Annotated in this window: 24 protein-coding genes; 9 read left to right on the top strand and 15 right to left on the bottom strand. The window is 61.1% G+C overall.

Translation table 11 applies throughout. From position 1 onward, the window contains the following. Positions 1-78 precede the first annotated feature (78 nt). Positions 79-324 (top strand): hypothetical protein, encoded by a 246-nt coding sequence (locus HBR94_RS16230; RefSeq protein ID WP_115129162.1) that lies wholly within the window; start codon positions 79-81, stop codon positions 322-324. Between the two features lie 41 nt (positions 325-365). Here the strand turns inward: HBR94_RS16230 and HBR94_RS16235 are convergent, their stop codons facing one another. Beyond that, positions 366-1,244: an acyltransferase gene (locus HBR94_RS16235; protein ID WP_057960827.1), complete on the bottom strand. Its 879-nt coding sequence runs from the start codon at positions 1,242-1,244 to the stop codon at positions 366-368. Between the two features lie 176 nt (positions 1,245-1,420). On the opposite strand from HBR94_RS16235, the gene HBR94_RS16240 reads away from it, so the two are divergent. The 4 genes from HBR94_RS16240 to creD are packed head-to-tail and all read left to right on the top strand — an operon-like array spanning position 1,421 to position 5,506. Next, positions 1,421-1,921 (top strand): ATP-dependent zinc protease, encoded by a 501-nt coding sequence (locus HBR94_RS16240; RefSeq protein ID WP_057440275.1) that lies wholly within the window; start codon positions 1,421-1,423, stop codon positions 1,919-1,921. Positions 1,922-1,979: 58 nt separating this feature from the next. Next, positions 1,980-2,657, top strand: coding sequence for a two-component system response regulator CreB (gene creB / locus HBR94_RS16245; RefSeq protein ID WP_170045192.1), 678 nt, complete (start codon positions 1,980-1,982; stop codon positions 2,655-2,657). Continuing rightward, positions 2,657-4,096 (top strand): two-component system sensor histidine kinase CreC, encoded by a 1,440-nt coding sequence (gene creC, locus HBR94_RS16250; protein WP_115129161.1) that lies wholly within the window; start codon positions 2,657-2,659, stop codon positions 4,094-4,096. Before creB ends, creC begins: the two co-directional genes overlap by 1 nt. 51 nt (positions 4,097-4,147) lie before the next feature. Further along, a complete protein-coding gene (creD, locus tag HBR94_RS16255) occupies positions 4,148-5,506 on the top strand; it encodes a cell envelope integrity protein CreD (RefSeq protein WP_057440277.1) in 1,359 nt (452 codons plus the stop codon). A 170-nt stretch (positions 5,507-5,676) separates the two neighbouring features. Here the strand turns inward: creD and HBR94_RS16260 are convergent, their stop codons facing one another. The 9 genes from HBR94_RS16260 to HBR94_RS16295 form a co-directional block, all read right to left on the bottom strand. Then, the gene (locus HBR94_RS16260; RefSeq protein ID WP_057440279.1) at positions 5,677-6,306 is read right to left on the bottom strand and encodes a glutathione S-transferase; all 630 of its coding nucleotides are present in this window, start codon (positions 6,304-6,306) and stop codon (positions 5,677-5,679) included. A 259-nt stretch (positions 6,307-6,565) separates the two neighbouring features. Next, positions 6,566-6,745 carry a hypothetical protein gene (locus tag HBR94_RS28725; protein WP_057440280.1) on the bottom strand — a complete coding sequence of 60 codons (180 nt, stop codon included), beginning with the start codon at positions 6,743-6,745 and terminating at the stop codon, positions 6,566-6,568. Continuing rightward, positions 6,742-7,845: a PepSY-associated TM helix domain-containing protein gene (locus HBR94_RS16265; protein WP_120734259.1), complete on the bottom strand. Its 1,104-nt coding sequence runs from the start codon at positions 7,843-7,845 to the stop codon at positions 6,742-6,744. Before HBR94_RS16265 ends, HBR94_RS28725 begins: the two co-directional genes overlap by 4 nt. 61 nt (positions 7,846-7,906) lie before the next feature. Further along, the gene (locus HBR94_RS16270) at positions 7,907-10,336 is read right to left on the bottom strand and encodes a TonB-dependent siderophore receptor (protein WP_170045193.1); all 2,430 of its coding nucleotides are present in this window, start codon (positions 10,334-10,336) and stop codon (positions 7,907-7,909) included. Between the two features lie 27 nt (positions 10,337-10,363). After that, the gene (locus HBR94_RS16275) at positions 10,364-10,576 is read right to left on the bottom strand and encodes a hypothetical protein (RefSeq protein ID WP_115129155.1); all 213 of its coding nucleotides are present in this window, start codon (positions 10,574-10,576) and stop codon (positions 10,364-10,366) included. Continuing rightward, positions 10,573-11,568 (bottom strand): FecR family protein, encoded by a 996-nt coding sequence (locus HBR94_RS16280; protein ID WP_170045194.1) that lies wholly within the window; start codon positions 11,566-11,568, stop codon positions 10,573-10,575. The genes HBR94_RS16275 and HBR94_RS16280 overlap by 4 nt, the downstream gene beginning before the upstream one ends. Then, positions 11,565-12,083 carry an RNA polymerase sigma factor gene (locus HBR94_RS16285; protein ID WP_057440283.1) on the bottom strand — a complete coding sequence of 173 codons (519 nt, stop codon included), beginning with the start codon at positions 12,081-12,083 and terminating at the stop codon, positions 11,565-11,567. Before HBR94_RS16285 ends, HBR94_RS16280 begins: the two co-directional genes overlap by 4 nt. Positions 12,084-12,287: 204 nt before the next feature. After that, the gene (locus HBR94_RS16290) at positions 12,288-12,995 is read right to left on the bottom strand and encodes a 3'-5' exonuclease (RefSeq protein ID WP_170045195.1); all 708 of its coding nucleotides are present in this window, start codon (positions 12,993-12,995) and stop codon (positions 12,288-12,290) included. Next, positions 12,992-14,914, bottom strand: a complete 1,923-nt coding sequence (locus HBR94_RS16295) for a putative nucleotidyltransferase substrate binding domain-containing protein (RefSeq protein ID WP_057440285.1) — start codon at positions 14,912-14,914, stop codon at positions 12,992-12,994. Before HBR94_RS16295 ends, HBR94_RS16290 begins: the two co-directional genes overlap by 4 nt. A gap of 247 nt (positions 14,915-15,161) precedes the next feature. Between HBR94_RS16295 and HBR94_RS16300 the strand changes: the two genes are divergently transcribed. After that, positions 15,162-15,608, top strand: a complete 447-nt coding sequence (locus HBR94_RS16300) for a response regulator (RefSeq protein WP_057440286.1) — start codon at positions 15,162-15,164, stop codon at positions 15,606-15,608. A gap of 130 nt (positions 15,609-15,738) precedes the next feature. Then, positions 15,739-16,125 (top strand): hypothetical protein, encoded by a 387-nt coding sequence (locus HBR94_RS16305; RefSeq protein WP_057960818.1) that lies wholly within the window; start codon positions 15,739-15,741, stop codon positions 16,123-16,125. Between the two features lie 60 nt (positions 16,126-16,185). On the opposite strand, the gene HBR94_RS16310 is transcribed toward HBR94_RS16305, so the two are convergent. After that, the gene (locus HBR94_RS16310) at positions 16,186-18,363 is read right to left on the bottom strand and encodes a malate synthase G (protein ID WP_170045196.1); all 2,178 of its coding nucleotides are present in this window, start codon (positions 18,361-18,363) and stop codon (positions 16,186-16,188) included. A 520-nt stretch (positions 18,364-18,883) separates the two neighbouring features. Between HBR94_RS16310 and HBR94_RS16315 the strand changes: the two genes are divergently transcribed. Beyond that, a complete protein-coding gene (locus tag HBR94_RS16315; RefSeq protein WP_057440288.1) occupies positions 18,884-19,402 on the top strand; it encodes an ACT domain-containing protein in 519 nt (172 codons plus the stop codon). Between the two features lie 222 nt (positions 19,403-19,624). Here the strand turns inward: HBR94_RS16315 and rarD are convergent, their stop codons facing one another. From rarD to HBR94_RS16335, 4 genes are all read right to left on the bottom strand, one after another. Beyond that, a complete protein-coding gene (gene rarD / locus HBR94_RS16320) occupies positions 19,625-20,509 on the bottom strand; it encodes an EamA family transporter RarD (protein ID WP_057960816.1) in 885 nt (294 codons plus the stop codon). A gap of 117 nt (positions 20,510-20,626) precedes the next feature. Further along, on the bottom strand, positions 20,627-21,601 hold the full coding sequence (locus HBR94_RS16325) for a serine/threonine protein kinase (protein WP_032858595.1): 975 nt from the start codon (positions 21,599-21,601) through the stop codon (positions 20,627-20,629). Between the two features lie 172 nt (positions 21,602-21,773). After that, a complete protein-coding gene (locus HBR94_RS16330) occupies positions 21,774-22,538 on the bottom strand; it encodes a TOBE domain-containing protein (RefSeq protein WP_128593319.1) in 765 nt (254 codons plus the stop codon). Positions 22,539-22,603: 65 nt separating this feature from the next. After that, the gene (locus tag HBR94_RS16335) at positions 22,604-23,341 is read right to left on the bottom strand and encodes a ComF family protein (protein ID WP_170045197.1); all 738 of its coding nucleotides are present in this window, start codon (positions 23,339-23,341) and stop codon (positions 22,604-22,606) included. Between the two features lie 92 nt (positions 23,342-23,433). Between HBR94_RS16335 and bioB the strand changes: the two genes are divergently transcribed. Next, a complete protein-coding gene (bioB, locus tag HBR94_RS16340) occupies positions 23,434-24,489 on the top strand; it encodes a biotin synthase BioB (RefSeq protein ID WP_057440290.1) in 1,056 nt (351 codons plus the stop codon). Positions 24,490-24,575 lie beyond the last annotated feature (86 nt).

Consider the following 24,575-nt stretch of genomic DNA (forward strand, 5'->3'; position numbering starts at 1 on the left):
CCGCCTGGAACTCGGCCTTCTCCTCCCCCAGCGAGGGGGCTCCAGACCGGGTGTCGTTCCCTTTAAGGAGATCTTCCAATGAGCGAATCAACAATATCGCGCAATTCATTCCCGGGATTTGGCAAATCCCCGGTCGACTACAGCAAGATGACCAGGGAGGAGTTTGAGAAGGCTGCAGGCATGAAGTTCATGTCTTACGATGAAATGATCAACGGCAATAAGCCTGACTCGGAAACGGGTCGTGTCTCCGGCGGCGCGGACGCCTCCGGGAGCGTTGCCGGTGTGGGTTTTAGTGCCGGTGCCGGTGCTTCGATCAAGTTTTAAATGAACCAGCCTGCCAGGTGGCCGTCACGGGCTGCGACGAGTCACCTGATAAGCTCATCAAGGCGCGCATCCTTCTCCAGCCAGAGCTGGTTGACCCAGTTCTGGACGCTCTGGCGAAACGCCGGATCATTCTCGTAATCCCCCTGCCACAACGCCGGATCCAGCTCGCGGGTGCGGATATCAACAATCACCCGGGGCACCGCGCCGCTGATCAAATCCCAGAACCCTGGAATCCTGTCCTGTGGGTAGACCACGGTTACGTCGAGGATCGCATCCAACTGCTCGCCCATGGCCGCCAGTACAAATGCCACGCCACCGGCCTTGGGCTTGAGCAGGCGAGTGAACGGCGAGTTCTGCTGGGCCCGCTTGGCCTCGGTAAAGCGCGTGCCTTCCAGGTAGTTGACCACCGTCACCGGCTGGCGCTTGAACAGCTCGCAGGCCTGTTTGGTGATCTTCAGGTCCTGGCCCGCCAGTTCCGGATGCTTGGCCAGGAATGCCTTGGTGTAGCGCTTCATGAACGGGTAATCCAGGGCCCACCAGGCCAGGCCCAGGAACGGCACCCAGATCAGCTCCTTTTTCAGGAAGAATTTGAAAAATGGCGTGCGCCGGTTGAGGGTCTGGATCAGCGCCGGGATATCCACCCAGGATTGATGGTTGCTGATCACCAGGTACGAGGTATCGACCCTCAGCCCGGTATCGCCGCGAATATCCCATTGGGTGGGGATACACAGGGCAAAGATCAGCTTGTCGATCTCGGCCCAGGTCTCGGCAATCCACATCACGGCCCGGGAGGCATAGTCCCGTGACCGCCCGGGCGCCACCAGCTTGAGCAGGGCGAAGACCATCAGCGGGCCGATCAGGATCAGCGTGTTGAGTAACAGCAGCAGTGTGACGAAACAGCCGGTGAGCAGGCGGCGCATAAGGAACTCTTGCAAACGGTTGGACGGGCCATGATAAGCAGCTTGAGTCTAGAGGCCAAATCGCAAATGACCTGACGAATGTTTCACTTTGTGTTGCGTATGCTGGGTAACGATCCAACTTCGGGCTGTGTTTGCAGTCTAGTATTGGCCTACTTACCTTCAAGGAAACCTCCTACGTGAAATCCCTCCTTGCCCTGTTAGCCGTGGTTGCCCTGCCCGTGATGGCCGCCGAGCCGACCCTGTACGGGCGCTACGAATATATCCAGTTGCCGGAAATCGGCGAGACCTTCAAGGCCAAGATGGACACCGGCGCGCTGACCGCCTCGCTGTCGGCCCGCGACATCCAGACCTTCACCCGCGATGGCGAGGACTGGGTGCGGTTCCGTCTCAGTGGCAAGGATGTGAGCAACAAGGTCTATGAACACAAAGTGGCGCGCATCAGCAAGATCAAGAACCGCGCCGACGAAGATGAAGACAAGGAAGACACCAGCGTGGCCAAGCGCCCGGTGGTGGAGCTGGAAATGTGCCTGGGCAACGTCAAGCGCACGGTGGAGGTCAACCTCACCGACCGCAGCAGCTTCAACTACCCGCTGCTGATCGGCGCCAAGGCTCTGCGCGAGTTCGGCGCTGCGGTGAACCCGGCCCGGCGCTACACCGCCGACAAACCGGACTGCTGATTGACGCCGCACAAGGCATGGGGCACCGTTCACCTTTAGCTCCCAGTGCTCGGACGCCATGCCCCATATCCTGATTGTCGAAGACGAAGCGGCGATAGCCGATACGCTGATTTTTGCCCTGCAGGGCGAAGGCTTCACCACCACCTGGCTGACCCTCGGCCAGTCCGCGCTGGAGCATCAGCGGCAGACCCCGGCAGACATGCTGATCCTCGACATCGGCCTGCCGGACATCAGCGGCTTTGAAACTTGCAAGCAACTGCGCCGCTTCAGCGAAGTGCCGGTGATGTTCCTCAGTGCCCGCGACGGCGAGATCGACCGCGTGGTGGGCCTGGAAATCGGCGCCGACGACTATGTGGTCAAACCCTTCAGCCCACGGGAAGTGGCGGCGCGGGTCAAGGCGATCCTCAAGCGCGTGGCACCGGTGGCAGTGCCGGCCAGCGGCGGGCTGTTCCAGGTAGACCACGAGCGGGTGCAGATCCAGTATCGCGGCCAGTTGCTGGGCCTGACTCGCCATGAATTCCGCCTGCTCAATTGCCTGCTGGAACAGCCCGAACGGGTGTTCAGTCGCGAGCAATTGCTGGATGCGGTCGGCGTGGCGGCCGATGCCGGCTACGAGCGCAATATCGACAGCCATATCAAAAGCCTGCGTAGCAAGCTGCGGGGCGTGGTTGCCGAGGCCGAGCCGATCCAGACCCATCGCGGCCTGGGCTACAGCTACAGCCCGAGCCACGCCTGATGCGCCTGGGGCTGCGGATTTTCCTGGTGTATGCGCTGTTTATCGGTCTGACCGGTTACTTTGTGCTCAACACCGTCATGAAGGAAATCCGCCCCGGCGTGCGTCAGTCCACTGAAGAAACCCTGGTGGACACCGCCAACCTGCTGGCGGAAATCCTGCGTGATGATGTGAAGAACGGCACCCTTGGTCAAAGCCACTGGCCCACCGTGCTCAAGGCCTACGGCGAGCGCCAGCCGGGGGCAACCATCTGGGGCCTGGCGAAAAACCAGGTCAACCACCGCATCTATGTGACGGACGCCAAGGGTGTCGTGTTGCTGGATTCCAGCGGTACGGCGGTGGGCCAGGACTACTCGAAATGGAACGATGTGTACCTGACCCTGCGCGGCGAGTACGGCGCCCGCTCGACCCGCAGCGATGCCGATGACCCGGCATCCTCGGTGATGCACGTGGGCGCGCCGATCCGCGATAACGGGCAGATCATTGGCGTGGTCACGGTGGCCAAGCCCAACAGCTCGCTGCAGCCCTATGTCGACCGTACCGAACGCCGCCTGCTGTGGTACGGCGCCGGTCTGGTGGCGCTGGGCTTGCTGCTGGGGGCCCTGTTGTCCTGGTGGTTGAGCGCGGCGCTACGGCGCCTGACCACTTATGCCCAGGCGGTCAGCGAAGGGCGCCGCGCCGAGTTGCCGCATTATCGTGGCGGCGAGTTGGCGCAGTTATCCACCGCTGTGGAGCACATGCGCACGCAACTGGAAGGCAAGGCCTATGTCGAGCGTTATGTGCACACCCTGACCCACGAACTGAAAAGCCCGTTGGCGGCGATTCGCGGTGCGGCGGAACTGTTGCAGGGGGAAATGACAGTCGCCCAGCAGCAGCGGTTCGTCGGCAATATCGCCAGTGAAAGCGCGCGCTTGCAGCAGTTGATCGAACGCCTGCTGAACCTGGCCCAGGTCGAGCAGCGCCAGGGCTTGGAGCAGCAGATTTCGGTACCGTTGGCCGCCTTGGTCGATGAGGTCCTCAAGGCGCAATGCGCGCGGATCGAGCAGGCCGGGTTGCAGGTCGAACGTCTGATCGAAGCCGACGTAAAGCTGTTTGGCGAGCCGTTTCTGCTGCGCCAGGCCCTGGGCAATCTGCTGGAAAATGCCCTGGACTTTACCCCGCCCGGCGGCACGCTGCGTTTCAGCGCCCAGGTGCGGCATCATGCTGTGGATGTGCGCCTGTTCAACCAGGCCGAACCGATCCCCGAATACGCCCTGCCACGCCTGAGCGAGCGTTTCTATTCCCTGCCGCGCCCGGTCAGTGGCCGCAAAAGCACCGGCCTGGGCCTGAACTTTGTCGAAGAAGTGATGAAGCTGCACGGCGGCTCATTGCAGATTGGCAACGTGCCGGGTGGCGTGGAAGTGGTGCTGCATCTCCACACAGTCTCCACATTGCCCTCATAAATCCCCCACAGGCCGCCGCCAGACTCTCCCCATCAAAACAGGGAGAGACCCATGAACCGCAGTCTGCTATTCAAACTGGGCGCCATCGCGCTGCTGATCCTGCTATTGCTGATTCCGTTGCTGATGATCAACGGCATCATCAACGAGCGCCAGGAACTGCGCGACGGCGTCGTGATGGACATTGCCCGCAGCTCCAGCTACAGCCAGCAGGTCAGCGGGCCATTGATGGTGGTGCCGTTTCGCAAGACCGTGCGTGAGTGGAAGCTCAACGAAAAACTCAACAAACGCTATGAAGTGCTCAGCGAAGAACAGGGCCGCCTGTACTTCCTGCCGGAGCAGTTCGAGCTCGATGGGCAGGTGCAAACCGAACTGCGGGCGCGAGGAATCTACCAGGCGCGGCTGTTCCATGCCGACAACCGCATCAGCGGCCGCTTTGTGCTGCCGGCGCAAATGGGCATCAAGGAGGACTTTGCCGATTACAAGTTTGGCCAGGCATTTTTGGCGGTCGGTATCAGCGATATCCGCGGCATTGAAAACGCCCTGAAACTGGAGCTGGGCAGCCAGCGCCTGGAGTTTGCCCCAGGCACCCAAGTGAGCTTTCTCGGCGCTGGCGTACACGTGATGTTGCCGACCCAGGACAGTAAGAACCCCGCGCCGCTGGATTTTGCCTTCGACCTGCGCCTGCAGGGTACCGAGCAACTGCAGGTACTGCCGGTGGGCAAGACCAGCAAGGTCAAGCTGGCCTCCAACTGGCCCCATCCGAGCTTTGTCGGCAACTTCCTGCCGGCGCAGCGTGAGATCAACGACCAAGGCTTCAGCGCCAACTGGCAGACCTCGTTCTTCTCCACCAACCTTGAGGAATCGTTGTACGGCTGTGTGGTTGGCAGTCGCTGCGAGGACTTCAACGAACGCAGCTTTGGCGTGAACTTTATCGACCCGGTGGACCAGTACCTCAAGAGCGACCGCGCGATCAAATATGCGCTGCTGTTCATCGCCCTGACGTTCGCCGGTTTCTTCCTGTTTGAAGTGCTCAAGAGCCTGGCGGTGCACCCGATCCAGTATGCGTTGGTGGGGGTGGCCCTGGCGTTTTTCTACTTGCTGTTGCTGTCGTTGTCCGAGCATATCGGCTTTGCCCTGGCGTACCTGATCTCGGCCAGTGCCTGTGTGTTGTTGATCGGTTTTTACGTGTGCCATGTGCTGCGCAGCGTGGCCCATGGGCTGGGGTTTTCGACGGGGTTGGCGGCCCTGTATGGCTTGCTGTACGGGTTGTTGAGTGCCGAGGACTACGCGCTGTTGATGGGCTCGCTGTTGCTGTTCGGGCTGCTGGGTACGGTGATGGTGCTGACGCGCAAACTGGACTGGTATGGGGTGGGCAAGCGTAAGGCGGCCGAGTTGGAGGTGATGCAATGATCGGGCTACGGGAGGATCAGCGGGAGAAGGCACAACTGGTGGGAAAAATTAACGCGCTGTTTCCGGAGTGGCGCGACACCTTTGTGGCTAATGGCCTTGTTGTGGCGAGGAGGCTTGTCCCCTCGCCACAACAAGCCTCGCTTGCCACCCATAACGGGTTGCTACAGGAATCAGGCCGGCGGCTGGGTCGCCAACATTGACGGCCGCTGACTGACCTCGGCGTACCAGGCGGCCAGTTTGGGATTGCTTGAACGCCACTGCAGGTCGGGGTGGCGGAAGTCCACATACGCCAGGGCGCAGGCGACGCTGATCGCGGCGATGTCGAAATGGCTGGCCAGTTCAGCGATAGCGTCCTGTTCCAATTCGGCCAGGGCGCGGCGGATTTTGTTGCGCTGCTCCTGCAGCCAGCTATCCCAGTGTTTGTCGGCCGGGCGCATGGCGGTTTCATAGCGTACCAATACGGCCGCGTCCATGATCCCGTCGGCCATCGAGGCCAGGGTCAGGCGGCGCCAGCGGGCCGAACCGTCCCGGGGGATCAGCGGGTTGCCGACATGCTGGTGGTCGAAGTAGTCGAGGATCACCCGGCTGTCGTGCAACACATTGCCATCGGCCAGGCGCAGGGCCGGGATCTTGCCCAGCGGATTGCCCTCGTTCAACGCGGTGATCGGGTTGACCGGCGTGACCAGCACAGTCTCCAGGACAACGCGGTCTTGCTGGCCGGTTTCGTGGAGCAGCACCAGGACTTTGCGGACAAACGGCGAGGCAGGGTTGTGGAACAAGGTCATGCTGGGCGCGAACATGGGCAATCCTCGGAAAGGGTCGGCCATAGACTAGACAGTTGCGAGGTGACTGGCGAGGGGGATCTTGGTTGTTTTTGCGGGCCTCATCGCAGGCAAGCCAGCTCCCACATTTTGATGTGTGAACACTGCCAACTGTGGCAGCTGGCTTGCCTGCGATAGCGCCCTCACGGCCGCCGCAGCAACCCCCAGACCAACCCACACACATTTTGATATGTGAACACCGTCAACTGTGGGAGCTGGCTTGCCTGCGATGGCGCCCTCACGGTCGCCGCAGCAACCCCCAGACACCGATTACCGACGGGATCCCCAGTCCAATCCAGCTCAGGGAATCCCAACCCCCATCCCCCAGCAACGCCGCAAACAGTCCGGCAGCACTGAGCAGCCCGATCCCGAGCGGCACCCCGAACACCTTCCAGAAATTCGATTGCCTTGGCCTCATGACTTGGCCGCCTTGCGCCGCACCAGCCATAGGTATACGCCGCTGCCCAGCACGATGATGGTCAGCACATCCAGCACCGCCCAGAGGATTTTCATCGGCATGCCGCCATAGTCGCCAAAGTGCAGGGGCTGGGACATGCCCATGGCGTCCATGTACCACGGCCGCCCGGCCACGGCGGTGACACTCAGGTCGCTGGCGTCGATCAGCACCGGGGTCAGCAGGTGCGAGGTCAGGTGCGTGCTGCCTTTCATAAACACTGCGTAATGGTGCTCGCTGGAAAAGCGCGTACCGGGGAACGCAATAAAGTCTGGGGTCATGCCCGGCGCGGCCTGCTCAGCAATCTTCAGCAGGTCGGTGGCCGGCGCACGCGAGGTCAGCGGTGGCGCGTTCTTATAGGGCTCGATCATCGCGGTGAGGCTGTCACTGCGCCATGCGGCGATGATCAAGTCGGCACTGGCGCTGATCACCCCGGTGACGCCCACCACCAGGGCCCAGGTCAGGGTGACAACGCCGATCAGGTTATGCAGGTCCAGCCAGCGCAGGCGTGTGGACTTGTCCTGGCGCACCGTGGCGAACTTCAAGCGCCGCATAAAGGGCAGGTACAACACCGTGCCGGAAACAATCGCCAGCACAAACAGCACGCCCATAAAGGCCAGCAGCAACTTGCCCGGCAGGCCGGCGAACATATCCACATGCAGGCGCAGCAGGAACATCGTCAAGCCGCCATTGGCCGACGGCATCTCCACGCTTTCCCCGGTGCGCGCATCGAGCATAAAGGTGTGGGACGAATTGGGCTCGGTGCCGGCGGTGGCCGCCATGATCGCAACCACTCCGTTCTTGTCGTCCTCATCCCAGGCCAGGTACTGCATGGCTTCGCCCGGGCGATGGGCCTGGGCCTTGGCCACCAGTTGCTCAAGGTTGAGCTGCGGAGTATCGGCAGGCATCTGCTTGAGCTCGGGTTCGTTGCCCAGCAGGTGATCGATCTCGTGGTGAAAGATCAACGGCAAGCCGGTCAGCGCCAGCATCAGCAGGAACACGGTGCAGATCAGGCTGGTCCAGGTGTGGATGAAGGACCAGCGGCGGATGGTTGTGCTTTTCATTTTCTAGCCTTCAGACACACCAAAGCCGCCCACGGGGCGGCCTGGTTGTTAACTCAGCCGATTACCACTGGTAAGTGGCACTGGCGACGACGCTGCGCTGATCACCGTAGTAGCAGTAGGAGGCATCACAGGTGGAGATGTACTGCTTGTCGAACAGGTTGGTGGCGTTCAGTTTTACCGAGGCACCTTTGAGGCTGTTGTCCAGGCGGCCGAGGTCGTAATGCACCGCACCGTCGAATACGGTGTAGGCATCAGCCTTGCCTAGCCAGGTATTGCCCTGGTCGCCGTAGGTGTTGCCGGTGTAGCGGGCCCCAAAGCCGATACCGAAACCGTCGAGCACACCGTCGTGCCAGGTGTAGTCGGTCCACAACGAGGCTTGCTGGTTGGGTATCAGTTGCAGGCGGTTGCCTTTGTAGATGCCTGTTTGCACCTCGGATTTGGCCAGGGTGTAGGCGGCGATGACCTTGAGGTTCTCGGTCACGTCAGACACCGCTTCCAGTTCCAGGCCCTTGACCTTGACTTCGCCGGCCTGGTCGGTGATCGACTGGCCGCCTGAGCCGGTTCTAGTCACCAGCACGTTTTTCTGGGTCAAGTCGTAAACCGCGGCGCTGAGCAGAGTGTTGCTGCCGGGCGGCTGGTACTTGACCCCTAACTCCCATTGCTTGCCTTCGGTGGGCTTGTACGACTTGACCGGGTCTGCGCTGGCGTTGCTCGCGGGTTGGAACGATTCGGCGTAGGACAGGTAGGGGACAAAGCCCGAATCGAATACATAACTCAGTGCGGCGTTGCCACTGAAGTTCTTGCTGCGGTCAGTGTTGGTAGCGTCTTGCTTGTTGAGGTACGTGGTGCCCTGATGAACCCAGTCTCCACGGCCGCCGAGAGTCAGGCGCCACTTGTCGAGGGCCATCTGGTCCTGAGCGTAGAGGCCGGTCTGCACAGTTTTCTGGTTGTAGTCGTAATAGGCCGCTGAGCGCAAAGGACGCTCTACTGGCTTAGTGTTGGCCGGGTTGAAGATGTTGACCCTCCCGCCGTCACCGTAAATCGACAGGTACGAGGTGTCGGTGCGTTGGTGGTCCAGTCCCAGCAGCAGGGTGTGGGTGATATCACCAGTAGCAAAGTCAGCCTGGAAATTGTTGTCCACCGCGAACTGACCGATGTTCTCGTCAACGTTGGTCGAGATGCGGTTCATGTTTCCCGCAGAATCAACCGGAGCATAACCATAGGCACCGACAGTTAGTTGCTGAAACGATAACTCCGACTTGGTGTAACGCAGGTTTTGCTTGAACTGCCAGGTATCGTTAAAACGATGTTCAAAGGCATAGCCCAAGGCGTAATAGGTACGGTCGTAGAACTCGTAGTCCGGATCACCCAGGTTCTTGTGGTGCGAGACTTCGCCCAGCGGTGATTTGATCTTGGTGCCCACGATCGGCAGGAACTGGCTGGTGGCGCCGGTATCGTCGCGAGTGAACTGCGAGAGCACGGTCAGCTTGGTATCGGTATCAATGTTCCAGGTCAGGCTGGGCGCAATGTTGTAGCGCTTGTTGTCGATGTGATCGACCTGGGTGCCGGCATCGCGCACCACGCCGCTGAGGCCATAAAGAAACTGACCTTCATCGTCAATCTTACCGGTGCTGGCGAAGTTGATCTGGCGATAGTTGTCGCTGCCGTATTGCACCTGGATGGCATTGCTCGATTCCGCGCTGGGGCGCCGGCTGACCATATCCAGCAGACCGCCTGGCGGGGTCTGGCCGTAGACCGACGAGGCCGGGCCGCGCAGTAGGGCGAGACGATCAAGGTTCCAGGTTTCCGCTTTCGGGTTGGCGTACACACCGCGAGGCAATGGCAGGCCATCGAGGAAATGGGTGGGTTCGAAGCCACGCACACGCATCCAGTCGTAGCGGGTATCACTGCCGTAGCTGGCGGACACGATTCCCGGCATGTATTTGACCGCGTCATCCAGGTTCTGAACGTTGCGGTCCAGCATTTGCTGGCGGGTGGCCACGGAAATCGAGCGGGGTGCTTCTACCAGGGCCGTATCAGTCTTGCTCCCCGCCGCCGTCCGCGTAGCAACATAACCCTCCACCGGCCCCCACGCGCTCTCGTAATTCCCCTGCCCGGTGATATTGGTCTCCGGCAGCGACACCACACCCTCTGGAATCGCCACCAGGGTGTAGGTGCCTGCGCTGCTCTGCTCCAACTGCAACCCCGTCCCACGCAGGGCCTCGCGCAGTGCGCCCGGTGCATCGAACTGGCCCTTGACCGGGGCCGAGGTCTTGCCGGCGGCCAGTGCCGGGCTGAGGGTCAGGGGGAGGCCAGCCTGGCTGGCGATCTGGTTCAGGGTGCTGGCCAATGGCGCAGCCGGCAGGTTGTAGGCGCGCACACTGGACGCCTGTTCGGCGGCGAACAGCGAGGTGCTGGTCAGCGGGGCGCTGAGGGCGATGGCCACGGCTAGCAGGCTGGGGCGCAACAAGGTGTCTAATGTGCGGGACATAGGGCGGCTCCGGAATGGAAATATTTCTCAATTGCCTAGGTGCCGGACGAGAATCAAAAAGTGATAGGGCCAAGTGAAAATAAATCTGTGAATGCTCACGCGCTCTTCGTAGTTTTTGCAGTCGGCGAAGCGATTGAGGTTGAGCGCACCGGCCACCCCGCAGCGCAGTCGGCATTCAGCGGCCAGCGCCTCGGCAGCGGGGGCGCAGAGGGCTTTGTTTTCGACATTGCCTTTATTCAATTATTGCTAACGGAACCGTCTGGCACGGGCCTGGCGGCCACGTTAATCCACCACGGCGTATGTTGCTCGATCTGCACCGGCAGGGTCGGCAGCAGCGCGTTAAGCGCCAGCGTGGTGTCGTGCAGCGGGAAGCTGCCGGTGATGCGCAGGTCGGCGACGTTTTTATCCACACCCAGGTAGCCGGTGCGGTAGCGCGCCAGTTCCTCGACCACATCCCCCAGCCGCGCGTTGTCCACCACCAGCATGCCGCGGGTCCAGGCGTCGGTGCCGGGGGTTACGGCCAGCGACGGGCCGAGGCTGTTACGGCGCATCAGCACTTGCTGGCCTTCCTTGAACACCTGCTCCTGGTGCAACGCCTCGGGCTGCGCCGCAACCGCCGACTGCAACACGCTGAGCCGCGTGCCGTCGTCCTCGCGCTTGACGATAAACCGCGTACCCAGGGCGCGCAGGCTGCCGTCGCGGGTTTCGACAACAAAGGGGCGCCCATCGTTGTGCCCGGTTTCGACGAAGATCTCACCTTCCTGCAGCACGATTACTCGGCGCTTTTCGTCAAAACGCACGTCAATGGCGCTGTGGGTGTTGAGGTTGATCAGGGTGCCATCTGCCAGTTTTAGCGTGCGCTGTTCACCGGTGGCGGTGCGTTGGTCGGCCAGCCAGTAGTTGATCGGCACGTAGCGCTGGCCGGCGAACACCGCCAGGCCGCAGACCAGCACCACACTGGCCAGGCCGCTGCCGAGCTTGCGCACCCGTTGCCGAATGCCTTCGCGCGATTGCAGCAGCGCCGCCCGTGCCGGGCCGCTGGCCACGCTGAAGCGCTGGTCGAGCATGCCCAGTTGGCGCCAGGCGCGGGCGTGTTCTTCGCTGCTGGCCAGCCATTTGTTGAATGCTTCATGCTCCACGGGGCTGCTGTCCCCGGAGTCCAGGGACAGTTGCCAGGCAATCGCCGCATCCAGCACCCGTGCGCTGACCGGTCTGGAACTGACCTGGCTCACAACGGCTGGCCATACAGGGCGATGTAGCACTGGCGAATCCCCTGGGCCAGATATTGCCGTACCCGGGGCACCGACACGCCGAGGCGCTGGGCGATTTCGGCGTGGCCCAGGCCGTCCAGGCGGTTATAGAGGAACGCGGCGCGGGCCTTGCTGGACAGCTTGCCGAGCAAGCGGTCGATGGCTTTGAGGTCTTCGAGGATCAGGTGCTGTTCTTCCGGGGAAGGCTGTTCGCTTTCCGGGATCAGCATCAGTTCGGTGAGGTAGGCCTGTTCCAGCGCGGCGCGGCGAAAGTAGTCGAACAACAGGCCCTTTGCGACAGCCACCAGAAACGCCCGGGGTTCGCGGGGTTCACGCAGTTCTTCACGGCCCAGCAGGCGCATGAAGGTGTCCTGGCTCAGGTCCTCGGCACGACTGGGGCAGGCCACGTTGCGCCGCAGCCACGCCAGCAGCCAGCCGCGATGGTCACGGTACAACGTGCCAACAAGCTCACTGTGGGGACTTTGGGCTGACGACAAGGCATCACCAATCGAGATGTTTAAACTAACGAGAATTATTCGCGATTGTGGCAGAGGTGGCGGATGGGTGCAATTGGCGTTGGTCGGGCGGGACGGATGTTGCTGAGGGGGCTTGCTCCCGTTTCAGGGCCGCTTCGCGCCCCAACGGGAGCAAGCTCCCTCGCCACAGGTTACCGATTGTCTCTCTTAACTGAGCGGCAGCCGTTAGAAGGAAGGGGCTTGTTTGCGACGTTTCCACTGGCTCAGGCGTTGTTGCAACGCGGCAGGGCTGTCCAGCCCTTGCTGGCGGGCACGGCTGAATAGAATCAACATCAATTCTGCGGTGGCCAGAGCATCGGCGCTGGCGTGATGGCGTTCGCCCACTTGCAGGTTGAAATGGGTAATCCAGTCATCCAGGCCGGCTTCGCGGATATGCGCCTGGGGGCACAGCATGGGCGCCAGGTCTGCCACGTCGAGGAACGGATGGGTCAGGCGATAACCCAGGCTGTCCTTGAGCGCTCGGCCAAGCATGTGCTGGTCGAATGGTGCGTGGAACGCCAGCAGCGGGCTGTCGCCGACAAAGTCCATGAAGTCCAGTAACGCTTCGGCTGGATCGCAACCGGCGGCGATCGCACTGGGGCCCAGGCCATGGATCAGCACGCTGGGGCTGATTTTGTTGTCGGCCCGTTGCAGGGTACGTTCGAACTGCTGGGAAAAGTCGACCGCGCCGTCTTCGATCACCACCGCGCCAATCGACAGCACCTGGTCGCGATTGAGGTTCAGGCCGCTGGTTTCCAGGTCCAGTACCACCCAGCGCTGCTCGCGCAGACTGTGTTCGCCGAGTGCCTTGGGGGCAGCCAGTTGTTGCAGGCGCGCCTGTTGCTGGGCATTCAGGCCTGGCCGGGCAGGGCGCAGCCAACTGAACAGGCTCACAGCTGATACCTCAGGGCCAGGCTGCTTTGCAGGCGTTGGGCCTGGCGCAGGGATTCACGCAGGATGCGCCGGTCCAGGTGGTTGAGGCTGTCGGGGTCGACCCGGTTGGAGTAGGGCTGGTTCTCGCGGGTTTGCAACTGGTGCTGCTGCATGCGGGTTTGCTGGATAAAGTGGTAGGCCTCTTCATAGGCCGCGCCGTCCAGGCGTTCGATCACCTCTTTATCCACCAACTGACGCAAGCGCTCCAGGGTGTTGTTGGTGGCGATGCCATTGGCCAGGGCCAGCAGGCGGGCACCGTCGACGAAGGGCGTGAGGCCCTGCACCTTGAGGTCGAGGGTGGCCTTGTCCGAGCCTTTGCGCGTCAGCACGAAGTCACGGAAGCGCCCCACCGGCGGACGCTGGCGCAAGGCGTTCTCGGCCATCATCCGTTGGAACAGGCGATTGTCCGCCACTTGCTCAAGCATGCCCTGGCGCAGTTGCTCGCAGCCTTGCTCATCGCCCCACACCACCCGCAGGTCGAAGTAGATGCTGGACTTGAGCAGGTTCTCTGGCGTCGCTTCGCGGATAAATGCGGCAAAGCGCCGGGCCCATTCGGCACGGGACAGGCACAGTTCGGGGTTGCCGGCCATGATATTGCCCTTGCACAGGGTGAAACCGCACAGTGCCAGGCTTTGATTGATCTGCTGCGCCAGGGGCAACAACAGGCCACGAATCTCGGCGGCGTGGGCGGCATCGCGGGCATCGAACAGGATGCCGTTGTCCTGGTCGGTGTGCAGCGTCTGCTCACGGCGGCCTTCGCTGCCAAAACACAGCCAACTGAATGGCACGCCGGGGTCGCCCTTGTCTGCGATGCTCAGCTCGATGACCCGGCATACCGTGTGATCGTTGAGCAGGGTGATGATATGGGTGATCTGGGTCGAGGACGCGCCGTGGGCCAGCATGCGCTCCACCAATTGGCTGATCTCGCCACGGATCGCCACCAGGTTTTCCACCCGTGGTGCATTGCGGATGGTGCGTGCCAGGTGGACCAGGTCAACCCGTTGCAGGGAAAACAGATCGCGCTCGGACACCACTCCACACAGGCGCCGGTCCTTGACCAGGCACACATGGGCGATATGCCGTTCGGTCATGGCAATCGCCGCGTCGAAGGCGCTGTGATCCGGGCTGAGGAAGAAGGGCGCCTGGGTCATATGCTGTTCGATGGCCTGGGTGAAATCGCTGGTGCCTTCGGCCACGACATGGCGCAGGTCACGCAGGGTGAAAATCCCCAGGGGCGCCTTGTGTTCATCGACCACCACAATGCTGCCGACCTGCTGCTCATGCATCAGTGTGACCGCCTCACGCAGCGGCGTCCGCGGGCTGCAGGTCACGGGGTGACGCATGGCCAGCTCGCCCAGGCGGGTGTTCAGCGAATACTGGGTGCCGAGGGTTTCCACGGCCTTTTGCTGGACTTGCTGGTTGACCTGGTCCAACAGGCTGCTGACCCCACGCAAGGCAAAGTCGCGAAACGGCCCGGACAGGGCAAACAACTTGATAAACGCCGGCTTGTTCAATTGCAGGCAGAACGTGTCTTCGGCGGCCTTGTGCTCAGTTCGCGTCGCCCGTTCCCCCAGTAGCGCGGCCAGGGGGAAGCATTCGCCGGTGGTGATTTCGAAGGTGGTTTGCGCCGAATCCGGGCGCTCGCCGATCACCCGACCCTGTTTGACGATGTAGAAGTGCTCCACAGGGCCTGCCGACGGTTTGAGAATGCTCTCGCCGGGGCCGTAGAAGCGCAACTGGCACTGCTCTACCAGAAACGCCAGGTGGGCGTTTTCCATCTGATTGAACGGAGGGAAGCGTTGCAGGAATTGCAGGGTGCCGTGAATGTTCTGCAATACCGCAGTTTTCCCTGCCTGGGTGAAAGCATCAGCTTTACTCATAACCATGACCGCAGTTTTTTTGTCGTTATCGTCCCTCATGGTCGACCCCCACGCGGCGGGTGCCCATTGGACGTAAGTCTAGGTAGCTATCCGGCCTTCAATGACTAGGGAAAAACCTTACATGAATATCGTCCAGACCCCGTAGAACGCCCACTAGGAAAACTATCCGACGAAGTGCACATTGTTCGCCCTTCCGGTGATGTCTGACTTCTGTGCTGGGAGATTGAGTGCAACTGCTGAGAAATATATGCCCGACCAAGATATTTTGAGCGATGCCGAGCGCGAGGCGCTAAGCGCCGTGATGCTGGAGCCTGATCTACCGCCGCAGCGGGTACTGATCGTTGATGACGATAAAGATGCCCGTGAACTGTTGGCGGAGATTCTTGGGCTGGATGGCATTCGCTGCATGACGGCAGACAGCGGCGAGGCGGCCTGGGAACTCTTGAATGCCAGCACATCCATTGGTTTGTTGATCACCGATTTGCGCATGGCGCCCAGCAACGGCCTGGAACTGATCCGCAAAGTACGCGAGTCCACCCGGGCTGCGTTGCCGATCATCATCATGTCGGGGGATGCCGAGGCACCGGACGTGATCGACGCGATGCACCTGAGCGTGGTGGACTTTTTGCTCAAGCCGATTGATAGCGTGAAGTTGGCGAAGATGGTCAAACGCGAGCTGGGGATGGCGCAGTAGGGGGTGTTTTTACCGTTGGTCAGTACTGTCAGATTTCACAGTATCGGCGGTTTGAGTGGCGCTTGTTTAATCGTTGGGAGGGTGCTGGTTTGGAATCAGCGCCTCTAAATGACGCGAACAGGAGTTCATTATGAGTACTGAAAAAAACAACCCGCAACACAGCGCTAATATTCACGCCTCTATCAATGGTCAGCAGGAGGTTTTTTCTCCGAATCAGTTTTTTGGTATCCCTTCCCAGGTCAGAATGGACACAGATATTACTACCCACCTGACAATTAATTACGGCCAGGACCTGAAGAACGGGACTCATACCCTGACGCATACTCAGTTTGGAATTGAATATTTAGATGCAACCGGAAGCACATTCACTCATCCAGTTGCAGGCACCATCGTTGTGAAAGTCGTCGGTAATAACCATACCGGTCAGTTGATCGGCTTGAAGGTTGACGGAACGGGCTCAGGGCAAGGCAGTAAGTTGGAGCTGTCGGGTAGTTACCTGATTGTGGTTTCAGGTTAAGCCTTGCAACATAAAAAAGCCCCGGTCATAGGACCGGGGCTTTTTCATTTCAATGACCAGTTACAAACCATTCTTGGCCTTGAACTCCCGCCGCCGACGATGCAACACCGGCTCGGTATAACCATTGGGCTGCTTGGTCCCTTCAATCACCAACTCCACCGCGGCCTGGAACGCGATATTGCTGTCGAAATCCGGTGCCAGCGGGCGGTACAGCGCATCACCGGCATTCTGCCGATCCACCACCGGCGCCATGCGCTTGAGGCTTTCCATGACCTGGGCTTCGCTGACCACGGCATGGCGCAGCCAGTTGGCAATGTGCTGGCTGGAAATACGCAGGGTGGCGCGGTCTTCCATCAGGCCCACATCGTTGATGTCTGGTACTTTCGAGCAACCCACACCCTGGTCGATCCAGCGCACCACATAGCCGAGGATGCCCTGGGCGTTGTTGTCCAGTTCGTTGCGGATTTCTTCCTCGGACCAGTCGGTATTCTGCGCCAGGGGGATGGTCAGGATGTCGTCCACCGACGCGCGTTCGCGCTTGGCCAGTTCGGCCTGGCGGGCGAATACATCGACCTTGTGGTAATGCAGCGCGTGCAATGCCGCGGCGGTCGGCGACGGCACCCAAGCGGTGTTGGCACCGGCCAGCGGGTGCGCGATTTTCTGCTCGAGCATGGCCGCCATCAGGTCGGGCATGGCCCACATGCCTTTACCGATCTGCGCACGGCCTTGCAGGCCGGTGCTCAGGCCGATATCGACGTTCCAGTTCTCGTAGGCGCCGATCCATTTTTCGGCCTTCATGGCAGCTTTGCGCACCATCGCGCCCGCTTCCATGGAGGTGTGGATTTCGTCGCCGGTACGGTCGAGGAAGCCGGTGTTGATAAACACCACGCGCTCGCTGGCCGCCTTGATGCAGGCCTTGAGGTTGACCGTGGTACGGCGCTCCTCGTCCATGATCCCGACCTTGAGGGTGTTGCGCGTCAGGTTCAGTACGTCTTCGATGCGGCCGAACAGCTCGTTGGTGAACGCCGCTTCTTCCGGGCCGTGCATCTTCGGTTTAACGATGTACACGGAGCCGGTGCGGCTGTTCTTGCGGCTGTTGTTGCCATTGAGGCTGTGGATCGCCGCGAGGCTGGTGATCAAGCCATCGAGGATGCCTTCGGGCACTTCATTGCCCTGGGCGTCGAGGATCGCGTCGATGGTCATCAGGTGGCCAACGTTGCGCACGAACAACAGCGAACGACCATGCAAGGTCACGGCATTACCATCGACACCGGTGTAGGTGCGGTCGGCGTTCATGGTGCGGGTGAAGGTCTTGCCGCCCTTGGCCACTTCTTCGGCCAGGTCGCCCTTCATCAGGCCGAGCCAGTTGCGGTAGATCACCACTTTGTCATCGGCATCGACGGCGGCAACGGAGTCTTCGCAGTCCATGATGGTGGTCAGCGCGGCTTCCATCAGGATGTCTTTGACGCCGGCGGCGTCGGTCTGGCCGACCGGGGTGCTGGGGTCAACCTGGATTTCGAAATGCAGGCCGTTGTGCTTCAACAAGAGTGCGATGGGCTGGGCGGCGTCGCCCTGGTAGCCGATCAACTGGGCGTCGCTGCGCAGGCCGCTGTTGCTGCCGCCCTTGAGGCTGACCACCAGCTTGCGGTCGACGATCTTGTAGCCGGTGGAGTCAACGTGGCTGCCGGCGGTCAGTGGTGCGGCTTCGTCGAGGAAGGCACGGGCGAAGGCGATGACTTTGTCGCCACGCACCTTGTTGTAGCCCTGGCCTTTCTCGGCGCCGTTGGCTTCGCTGATGGCGTCAGTGCCATACAGTGCGTCGTACAGCGAGCCCCAGCGCGCGTTGGAGGCGTTGAGGGCGAACCGCGCATTCATCACCGGCACCACCAGCTGCGGGCCGGCCATGCGGGCGATTTCGTCATCGACGTTTTGGGTGGTCGCCTGGAAATCCGCCGCTTCTGGCAGCAGGTAGCCGATATCTTGCAGGAAGGCTTTGTAGGCCACCGCGTCGTGGGCCTGGCCGGCATGGGTCTGGTGCCAGGTATCGATTCGCGCTTGGAAATCGTCGCGTTTGGCGAGTAGGGCTTTGTTCTTCGGTGCCAGGTCGTGGATGACCTTGTCGGCACCGGCCCAGAACTGGTCGGCGGTCAGGCCGGTACCGGGAATGGCTTCGTTGTTCACGAAGTCGAACAGGACTTTGGCGACCTGCAGGCCACCGACTTGAACGTGTTCAGTCATTGCTTGCCTCACTCTGCGGAGCTAATTCGCTTTTCAGCTTTTCAATTTACCAATGAAGCCTCTGGCCATTTAAACCACAAACCCGGCACCAGTACATGCCATCACGGCGGCTGGGTGGTTCCAATCAACGGCGCAAGGCTTGCTGACGGGGTGTTCGGGGTTACGACGGCGCCTGGGCAGACATCGACCTAACGTTATGTAGTGCGCGCCGAGGCATACTACATGATGAGTTGCGGTTGTGAAAATTAGACTAAATACGTCGTTTAGCGACCCACTTTGGTTGTACGGTCACAGCGGGGTATGGGATGTTCTCAAAAAACCAATGGATTGTTCCAGATAAATATAAAAATGGTACACGATTTGTTTTTCCTCACCGCCATGCGATCAATGTAGGAGCTGGCTTGCCTGCGATGGCCTCTACACCGCAGCACCCGCATCGCCGGCAAGCCAACTGCCACATGAGCCAACCGATACCCGTATCTGCCTATACTGGCTAATCCACAACAAGAGGGCTGTTGCCATGGACCATCTCGTACTCACCGTGATCGCCGCCGACAAACCCGGCGTGGTCGAACGTGTTGCCCACTGCATTGCCGAGCGCGGCGGCAACTGGCTGGAAAGTCGCATGGCCCATATGGCCGGGCAATTTGCCGGGATCCTGCGGGTCAGTGTGCCGATGGAAAACCGCAGTGAGTTGGTCAGCGCCCTGGAGGACCTGTCCACCCATGGCATCCGCGTGCTGGTGGGCGAGAGCAGCGGCGCGCAAGCCTCGGCGAGCAAACCGATCCTGATGACCCTGGTGGGCAATGACCGGCCGGGGATCGTGCGCGAGATCACCGCGCTGTTGAGCAAGCAAGGGGTCAACCTGGAACGCCTGAGCACCGACGTGCGTCCGGCGCCCATGAGCAGTGACCCGTTGTTTCACGCCGAGGCCGCGTTGGCGGTGCCGTCCAGCCTGGCACTGGACACGCTGCAAGCCGCCCTGGAAACCCTGGCCGATGATTTGATGGTGGAACTGCAACTGCGCAGCGAGGAATAACCGTCCACAGGGTTGTTCATCTAAATCTTGCATGGGCCTGTGGATAAGCTGTAGAGACCCGGCGCCAGGCCACGCCGGCCGTGGCGTGTAGTGTATTGAACAAAAAACGAGCAATTTCAACAGCTTGTGCACAAACGCCGGGGATCAGGTTGTGGATAACCTTGGGGTGAAACCCTGTAAGCCACGCCGGCCGTGGCCTACAGGGTTTTGTACGTTATTTGATCAGCGTTTGCGCAGGCTCAGCCATGCATCAACGCTATACACCGCCAGCCCGGCCCAGATAAACACGAACGCCACCAGGCTGGCGGGGCTCATGTGTTCGTCGAACAACAGCACCGCTTGCAGCAGCACCAGGGTCGGCGCCAGGTACTGCAAAAAGCCCAGGGTGGTGTAGGGCAGATGCCGTGCCGCAGCGTTGAAGCAGACCAGGGGAATCAATGTCACCGGGCCTGCGGCCACCAGCCACCAGGCCTCGGAAGTACTCCAGAATGCCAGGTTGGCGCTATGGGCTGTGGGGTTGAGCAGCAGCCACGCCAGGGCAATCGGCACCAGCATCCAGGTTTCCACCACCAACCCGGGTAGCGCCTTGACTGGCGCTTGCTTGCGGATCAAACCATAGAAACCAAAGGTCAGCGCCAGCACCAGCGACACCCACGGCAAGCTGCCGACCTGCCACACCTGTTGCGCAACGCCCACGGCGGCCAGCCCGACGGCCACCCACTGCAAGCGCCGCAGGCGTTCGCCGAGGAGCAGCATGCCCAGTAGTACGTTGACCAGCGGGTTGATGTAGTAACCCAGGCTGGCCTCCAGCATGCGCCCGCTGTTGACTGACCACACATAGGTCAGCCAGTTGCCCGCGATCAATGAGCCGCTCAACGCCAGGATCGCCAGGCGCTTGGGGTTGTCCCGCAGTTCGCGCCACCAGCCGGGGTGTTTCCACACCAGCAACAGCAAACCGCCGAACAGCGCCGACCACAGTACGCGGTGGACGATGATTTCGGCCGCCGGGACGCTGGCGATGGCTTTGAAGTAGAGCGGGAACAGGCCCCAGATGACGTAGGCACTCAGGCCCAGAATGTACCCGCGACGCGGGTTGGCGGCTTGCATGCAGAATCCTTGCTTAGGCAGCTAACAATGCCGCAATTGTAAGGATGTTTGTCAGGAAATGCGTGCTGACTTTTTTTGTGGCGAGGGCACAAGCCCCTCGCCACAGCGACGCCAGTGTCAGAACAGTTTCAGGGGCTCTTCGTTGAGCGCCGACAATTGCTCGCGCAGCGCCAGCACCTGGTCGCCCCAATACCGCTCGCTGCCAAACCACGGGAAGCTGTGCGGAAATGCCGGGTCATCCCAGCGCCGTGCCAGCCACGCGCTGTAGTGCATCAGGCGCAGGGCGCGCAGCGGTTCGATCAGCGCCAGTTCGCGGGGATCGAAGTCGTGGAATTCCTGGTAGCCATCCATCAGCTCCGACAACTGCCCCAGGCATTCCTGGCGATCACCAGCAAGCATCATCCACAAATCCTGTACCGCCGGGCCCATGCGACAGTCGTCGAGGTCGACGATATGGAACATCTCGTCGCGGCACATCATGTTGCCGGGGTGGCAGTCGCCATGCATGCGGATGTTCTTGTGCGGCGTGGCGCTGTACACATCCTCCACACGCTTGAGCAGGTCACGGGCCACGGATTCGTAGGCAGGCAACAGGCTCTTGGGGATGAAATTGCCTTCAAGCAGGGTGTTCAGGGAGTCGTGACCGAAGTTCTTCACGCCCAGGGCTTCGCGGTGCTCGAAAGGGCGGGTGGCGCCGACCGCATGCAAGCGCCCGAGCAACTGCCCGAGGCGGTACAGCTGATCGAGATTGCCCGGCTCCGGCGCCCGGCCACCACGACGGGGGAACAGGGTGAAACGAAAGCCCGCGTGTTCGAACAGGCTTTCACCGTTATGGATCATCGGGGCGACGACCGGGACTTCGCACTCGGCCAGTTCGAAAGTAAAGCGGTGTTCTTCGAGGATCGCCTCGTTGGTCCAGCGCTGGGGGCGATAGAACTTGGCGATCAATGGCTCGGAGTCTTCGATGCCGACCTGATAGACGCGATTTTCGTAGCTGTTGAGCGCCAATACGCGAGCATCGCTGAGGAAACCGATGCTTTCGACAGCATCGAGAACCAGGTCGGGGGTCAATGTTTCAAACGGGTGGGCCATGCGAACTCCTGCGCGCAGCAGGTCGCCGCGTCCGGCCGGGTATGGTATCGCACCGGGCCTTGGATAGGTGGCGCGTGTGCCATTGCTATCGCAGGCAAGCCCACACAATGTTTCTGTGTACACCGCTCAAATGTGGGAGCGGGCTTGCCCGCGATGAGGCCCTAAAGATCACCTAAACCGGCGTACCCAACAGCACATTGCTCGGCGCAAACTGCACCTGAACCCGCGTGCCTTCACCCGCCCCCAGCGCCTTGAGCTGCTCGGGCGCCGCCAGCGCACACAGCACCAGGCCATTGGGCAAGGCTATGCGCACCTCACTGGGACCATCCTCTGCATCAAGAACCGCCTCGACCTGGCCGCCCATGCAGTTAAACCCAGGCACCGGCGCCTGGTCGGCAGCGATCAGCTCCAGCCAACCGGCCTTGATCAATGCCACCACTTCAGTGCCGATTTCCAGCTCCAGGCGCAGCGTGCTGTCGTGGGTGATCTGTGCGTCGAGGGTCAAGCCGCCGGCCAGTTCCAGGCGCACCCGGTCATTGCGACCATGGCTATCCATGGCGATCACCTGGCCATGCAATTGGTTACGCGCACTGGTGCGCAGCATCAGGCGGCCCAGCAGGTTGAAGTCGCTGGCGTCTTCGGCGGCCTCCAGCACTTGGGCTTGCAGGGTTTGCAGGCGCTGATACAGGCGCAACACCCGCTCGCCCTCTGCCGAGAGTCGCGCACCGCCGCCGCCCTTGCCGCCGACGCTACGTTCGACCAGTGGTTTTTGCGCCAGGTTGTTCAGTTCATCAATGGCGTCCCACGCGGCCTTGTAACTCAAACCCGCGCTTTTCGCCGCCCGGGTGATGGAGCCCTGTTCGGCGATGTGTTGCAGCAAGGCGATGCGTTGCGGGCGACGGACAATATGTTGGCTCAACAGCGACGGTAAAGGCATGGCGAACGGCTGCACACTGATTTGGAATGCACCGGACGTTGCGGGCAGGCGGCGCCAGAGTCAAGTCATGTGCCGGGCTTGGGCGTGCGCGCCAGGCAGTACACGTCGACCTGGCGCGCGCCGGCGTGCAGCAGCAGGCGGGCCAGGCTGTGGGCGGTGGAGCCGGTGGTCAGTACATCGTCCACCAGCGCCAGGTGCTGGCCGCGCACCTGTGCGTCGGGGGCCAGGGCAAACGCCTTGAGTAAGTTGCGCTGGCGTTGTTTGGCAGCCAATTGTTGCTGGGCGATGGTGTCTTGAGGGCGCAACAGCATGTGTTCATCCAAGGCCAGGTCGAGGTCTTGGCTTAGCCAGCGGGCGAGCATGGCGGCTTGGTTATAGCCGCGCTGGCGCAGGCGTTTGGCGGCCATCGGTACGGGAAGCAGGCGGTCGGGGCGGGTCAGTTCGGCGTTGTCGAAGCCGTCTTGCAGACATTGCCCCAATAGATTGGCCAACAGATGGCCCAGAGGCCATTTGCCCTGATGCTTGAAGCGGCTGATCAGGCTGTCCACCGGGAAGCTGTAGGTCCAAGGCGCGGTCACCTGATGGAACGCCGGCGGTGAGCGCTGGCATTCGCCGCAGATCAGCCCGCTCATCGGCAGCGGCAGGGCACACACGCGACAGCCGTCCGTCAGCCACGGCAGATCGAGTTCGCAGGCGTTGCACACCGTTGAAGGCGAGTCGGTGGCTTCATCACAGATCAAACAGGTTTGGTTGCTTTTTGACCAGATGTAAACTTCGTGTTTGTGACTGGGTTGACAGTGCATGAATCTTCCTTAAATATGCCGAGCATCCGTGTCGTGCCTGTGGGTATTGCCCTGCCCACAGCGCTTGCCCAAGCATAAACAAGGAATCGCCCATGAGCGCCAGCCTCACTGCCACTCTGCGTCACGACTGGTCTTTGGCCGAAGTCAAAGCCCTGTTCGTCCAGCCGTTCAATGATTTGTTGTTCCAGGCGCAGACCGTGCACCGCGCGCATTTCGATGCCAATCGGGTGCAGGTGTCGACGTTGCTGTCGATCAAAACCGGTGCCTGCCCGGAAGATTGCAAATATTGTCCGCAGTCGGGCCACTACAACACCGGCTTGGAAAAAGAAAAACTGATGGAAGTGCAGAAAGTCCTCGAAGAGGCTGCACGCGCCAAGGCCATCGGTTCGACCCGTTTCTGCATGGGCGCGGCCTGGAAGCACCCGTCGGCCAAAGACATGCCTTATGTGTTGCAGATGGTCAAAGGGGTGAAGGCCATGGGCCTGGAAACCTGCATGACCCTCGGCCGTCTCGACCAGGACCAGACCGAGGCCCTGGCCCAGGCCGGCCTCGACTACTACAACCACAACCTGGACACCTCGCCGGAGTTCTACGGCTCGATCATCACCACCCGCACCTACAGCGAGCGCCTGCAAACCCTGGCGTATGTGCGTGATTCGGGGATGAAGATCTGCTCGGGCGGCATCCTCGGCATGGGCGAATCCCTGGACGATCGCGCCAACCTGCTGATCCAACTGGCCAACCTGCCGGAGCATCCGGAGTCGGTGCCGATCAACATGCTGGTCAAGGTGGCCGGTACGCCCCTGGAAAATGCCGAGGATATCGACCCGTTCGACTTTATCCGCATGCTCGCCGTGGCGCGCATCCTGATGCCGAAATCCCACGTGCGCCTGTCCGCCGGCCGCGAGGCAATGAATGAGCAGATGCAGGCCCTGGCGTTCTTTGCCGGTGCCAACTCGATTTTCTACGGTGACAAATTGCTGACCACCGCCAACCCGCAGGCGGACAAGGACATGCAACTGTTCTCGCGCCTGGGCATCCTGCCGGAAGCCCGCGAAGAGCATGCCGATGAAGTGCACCAGGCGGCGATTGAGCAGGCGTTGGTCGAGCAGAAAAGCAGCGAGCAGTTCTACAACGCCGCCGTCTGACCCCCATCTCCCTGTTGGAATGCAATCCAAATGTGGGCGCTGGCAAGCCAGCTCCTACAGTGGGTCGAGTTCAACCTGATCTACCG

The organism is Pseudomonas sp. WS 5412, from assembly GCF_012985615.1.
GTDB classification, from domain to species: Bacteria; Pseudomonadota; Gammaproteobacteria; order Pseudomonadales; family Pseudomonadaceae; genus Aquipseudomonas; species Aquipseudomonas shahriarae.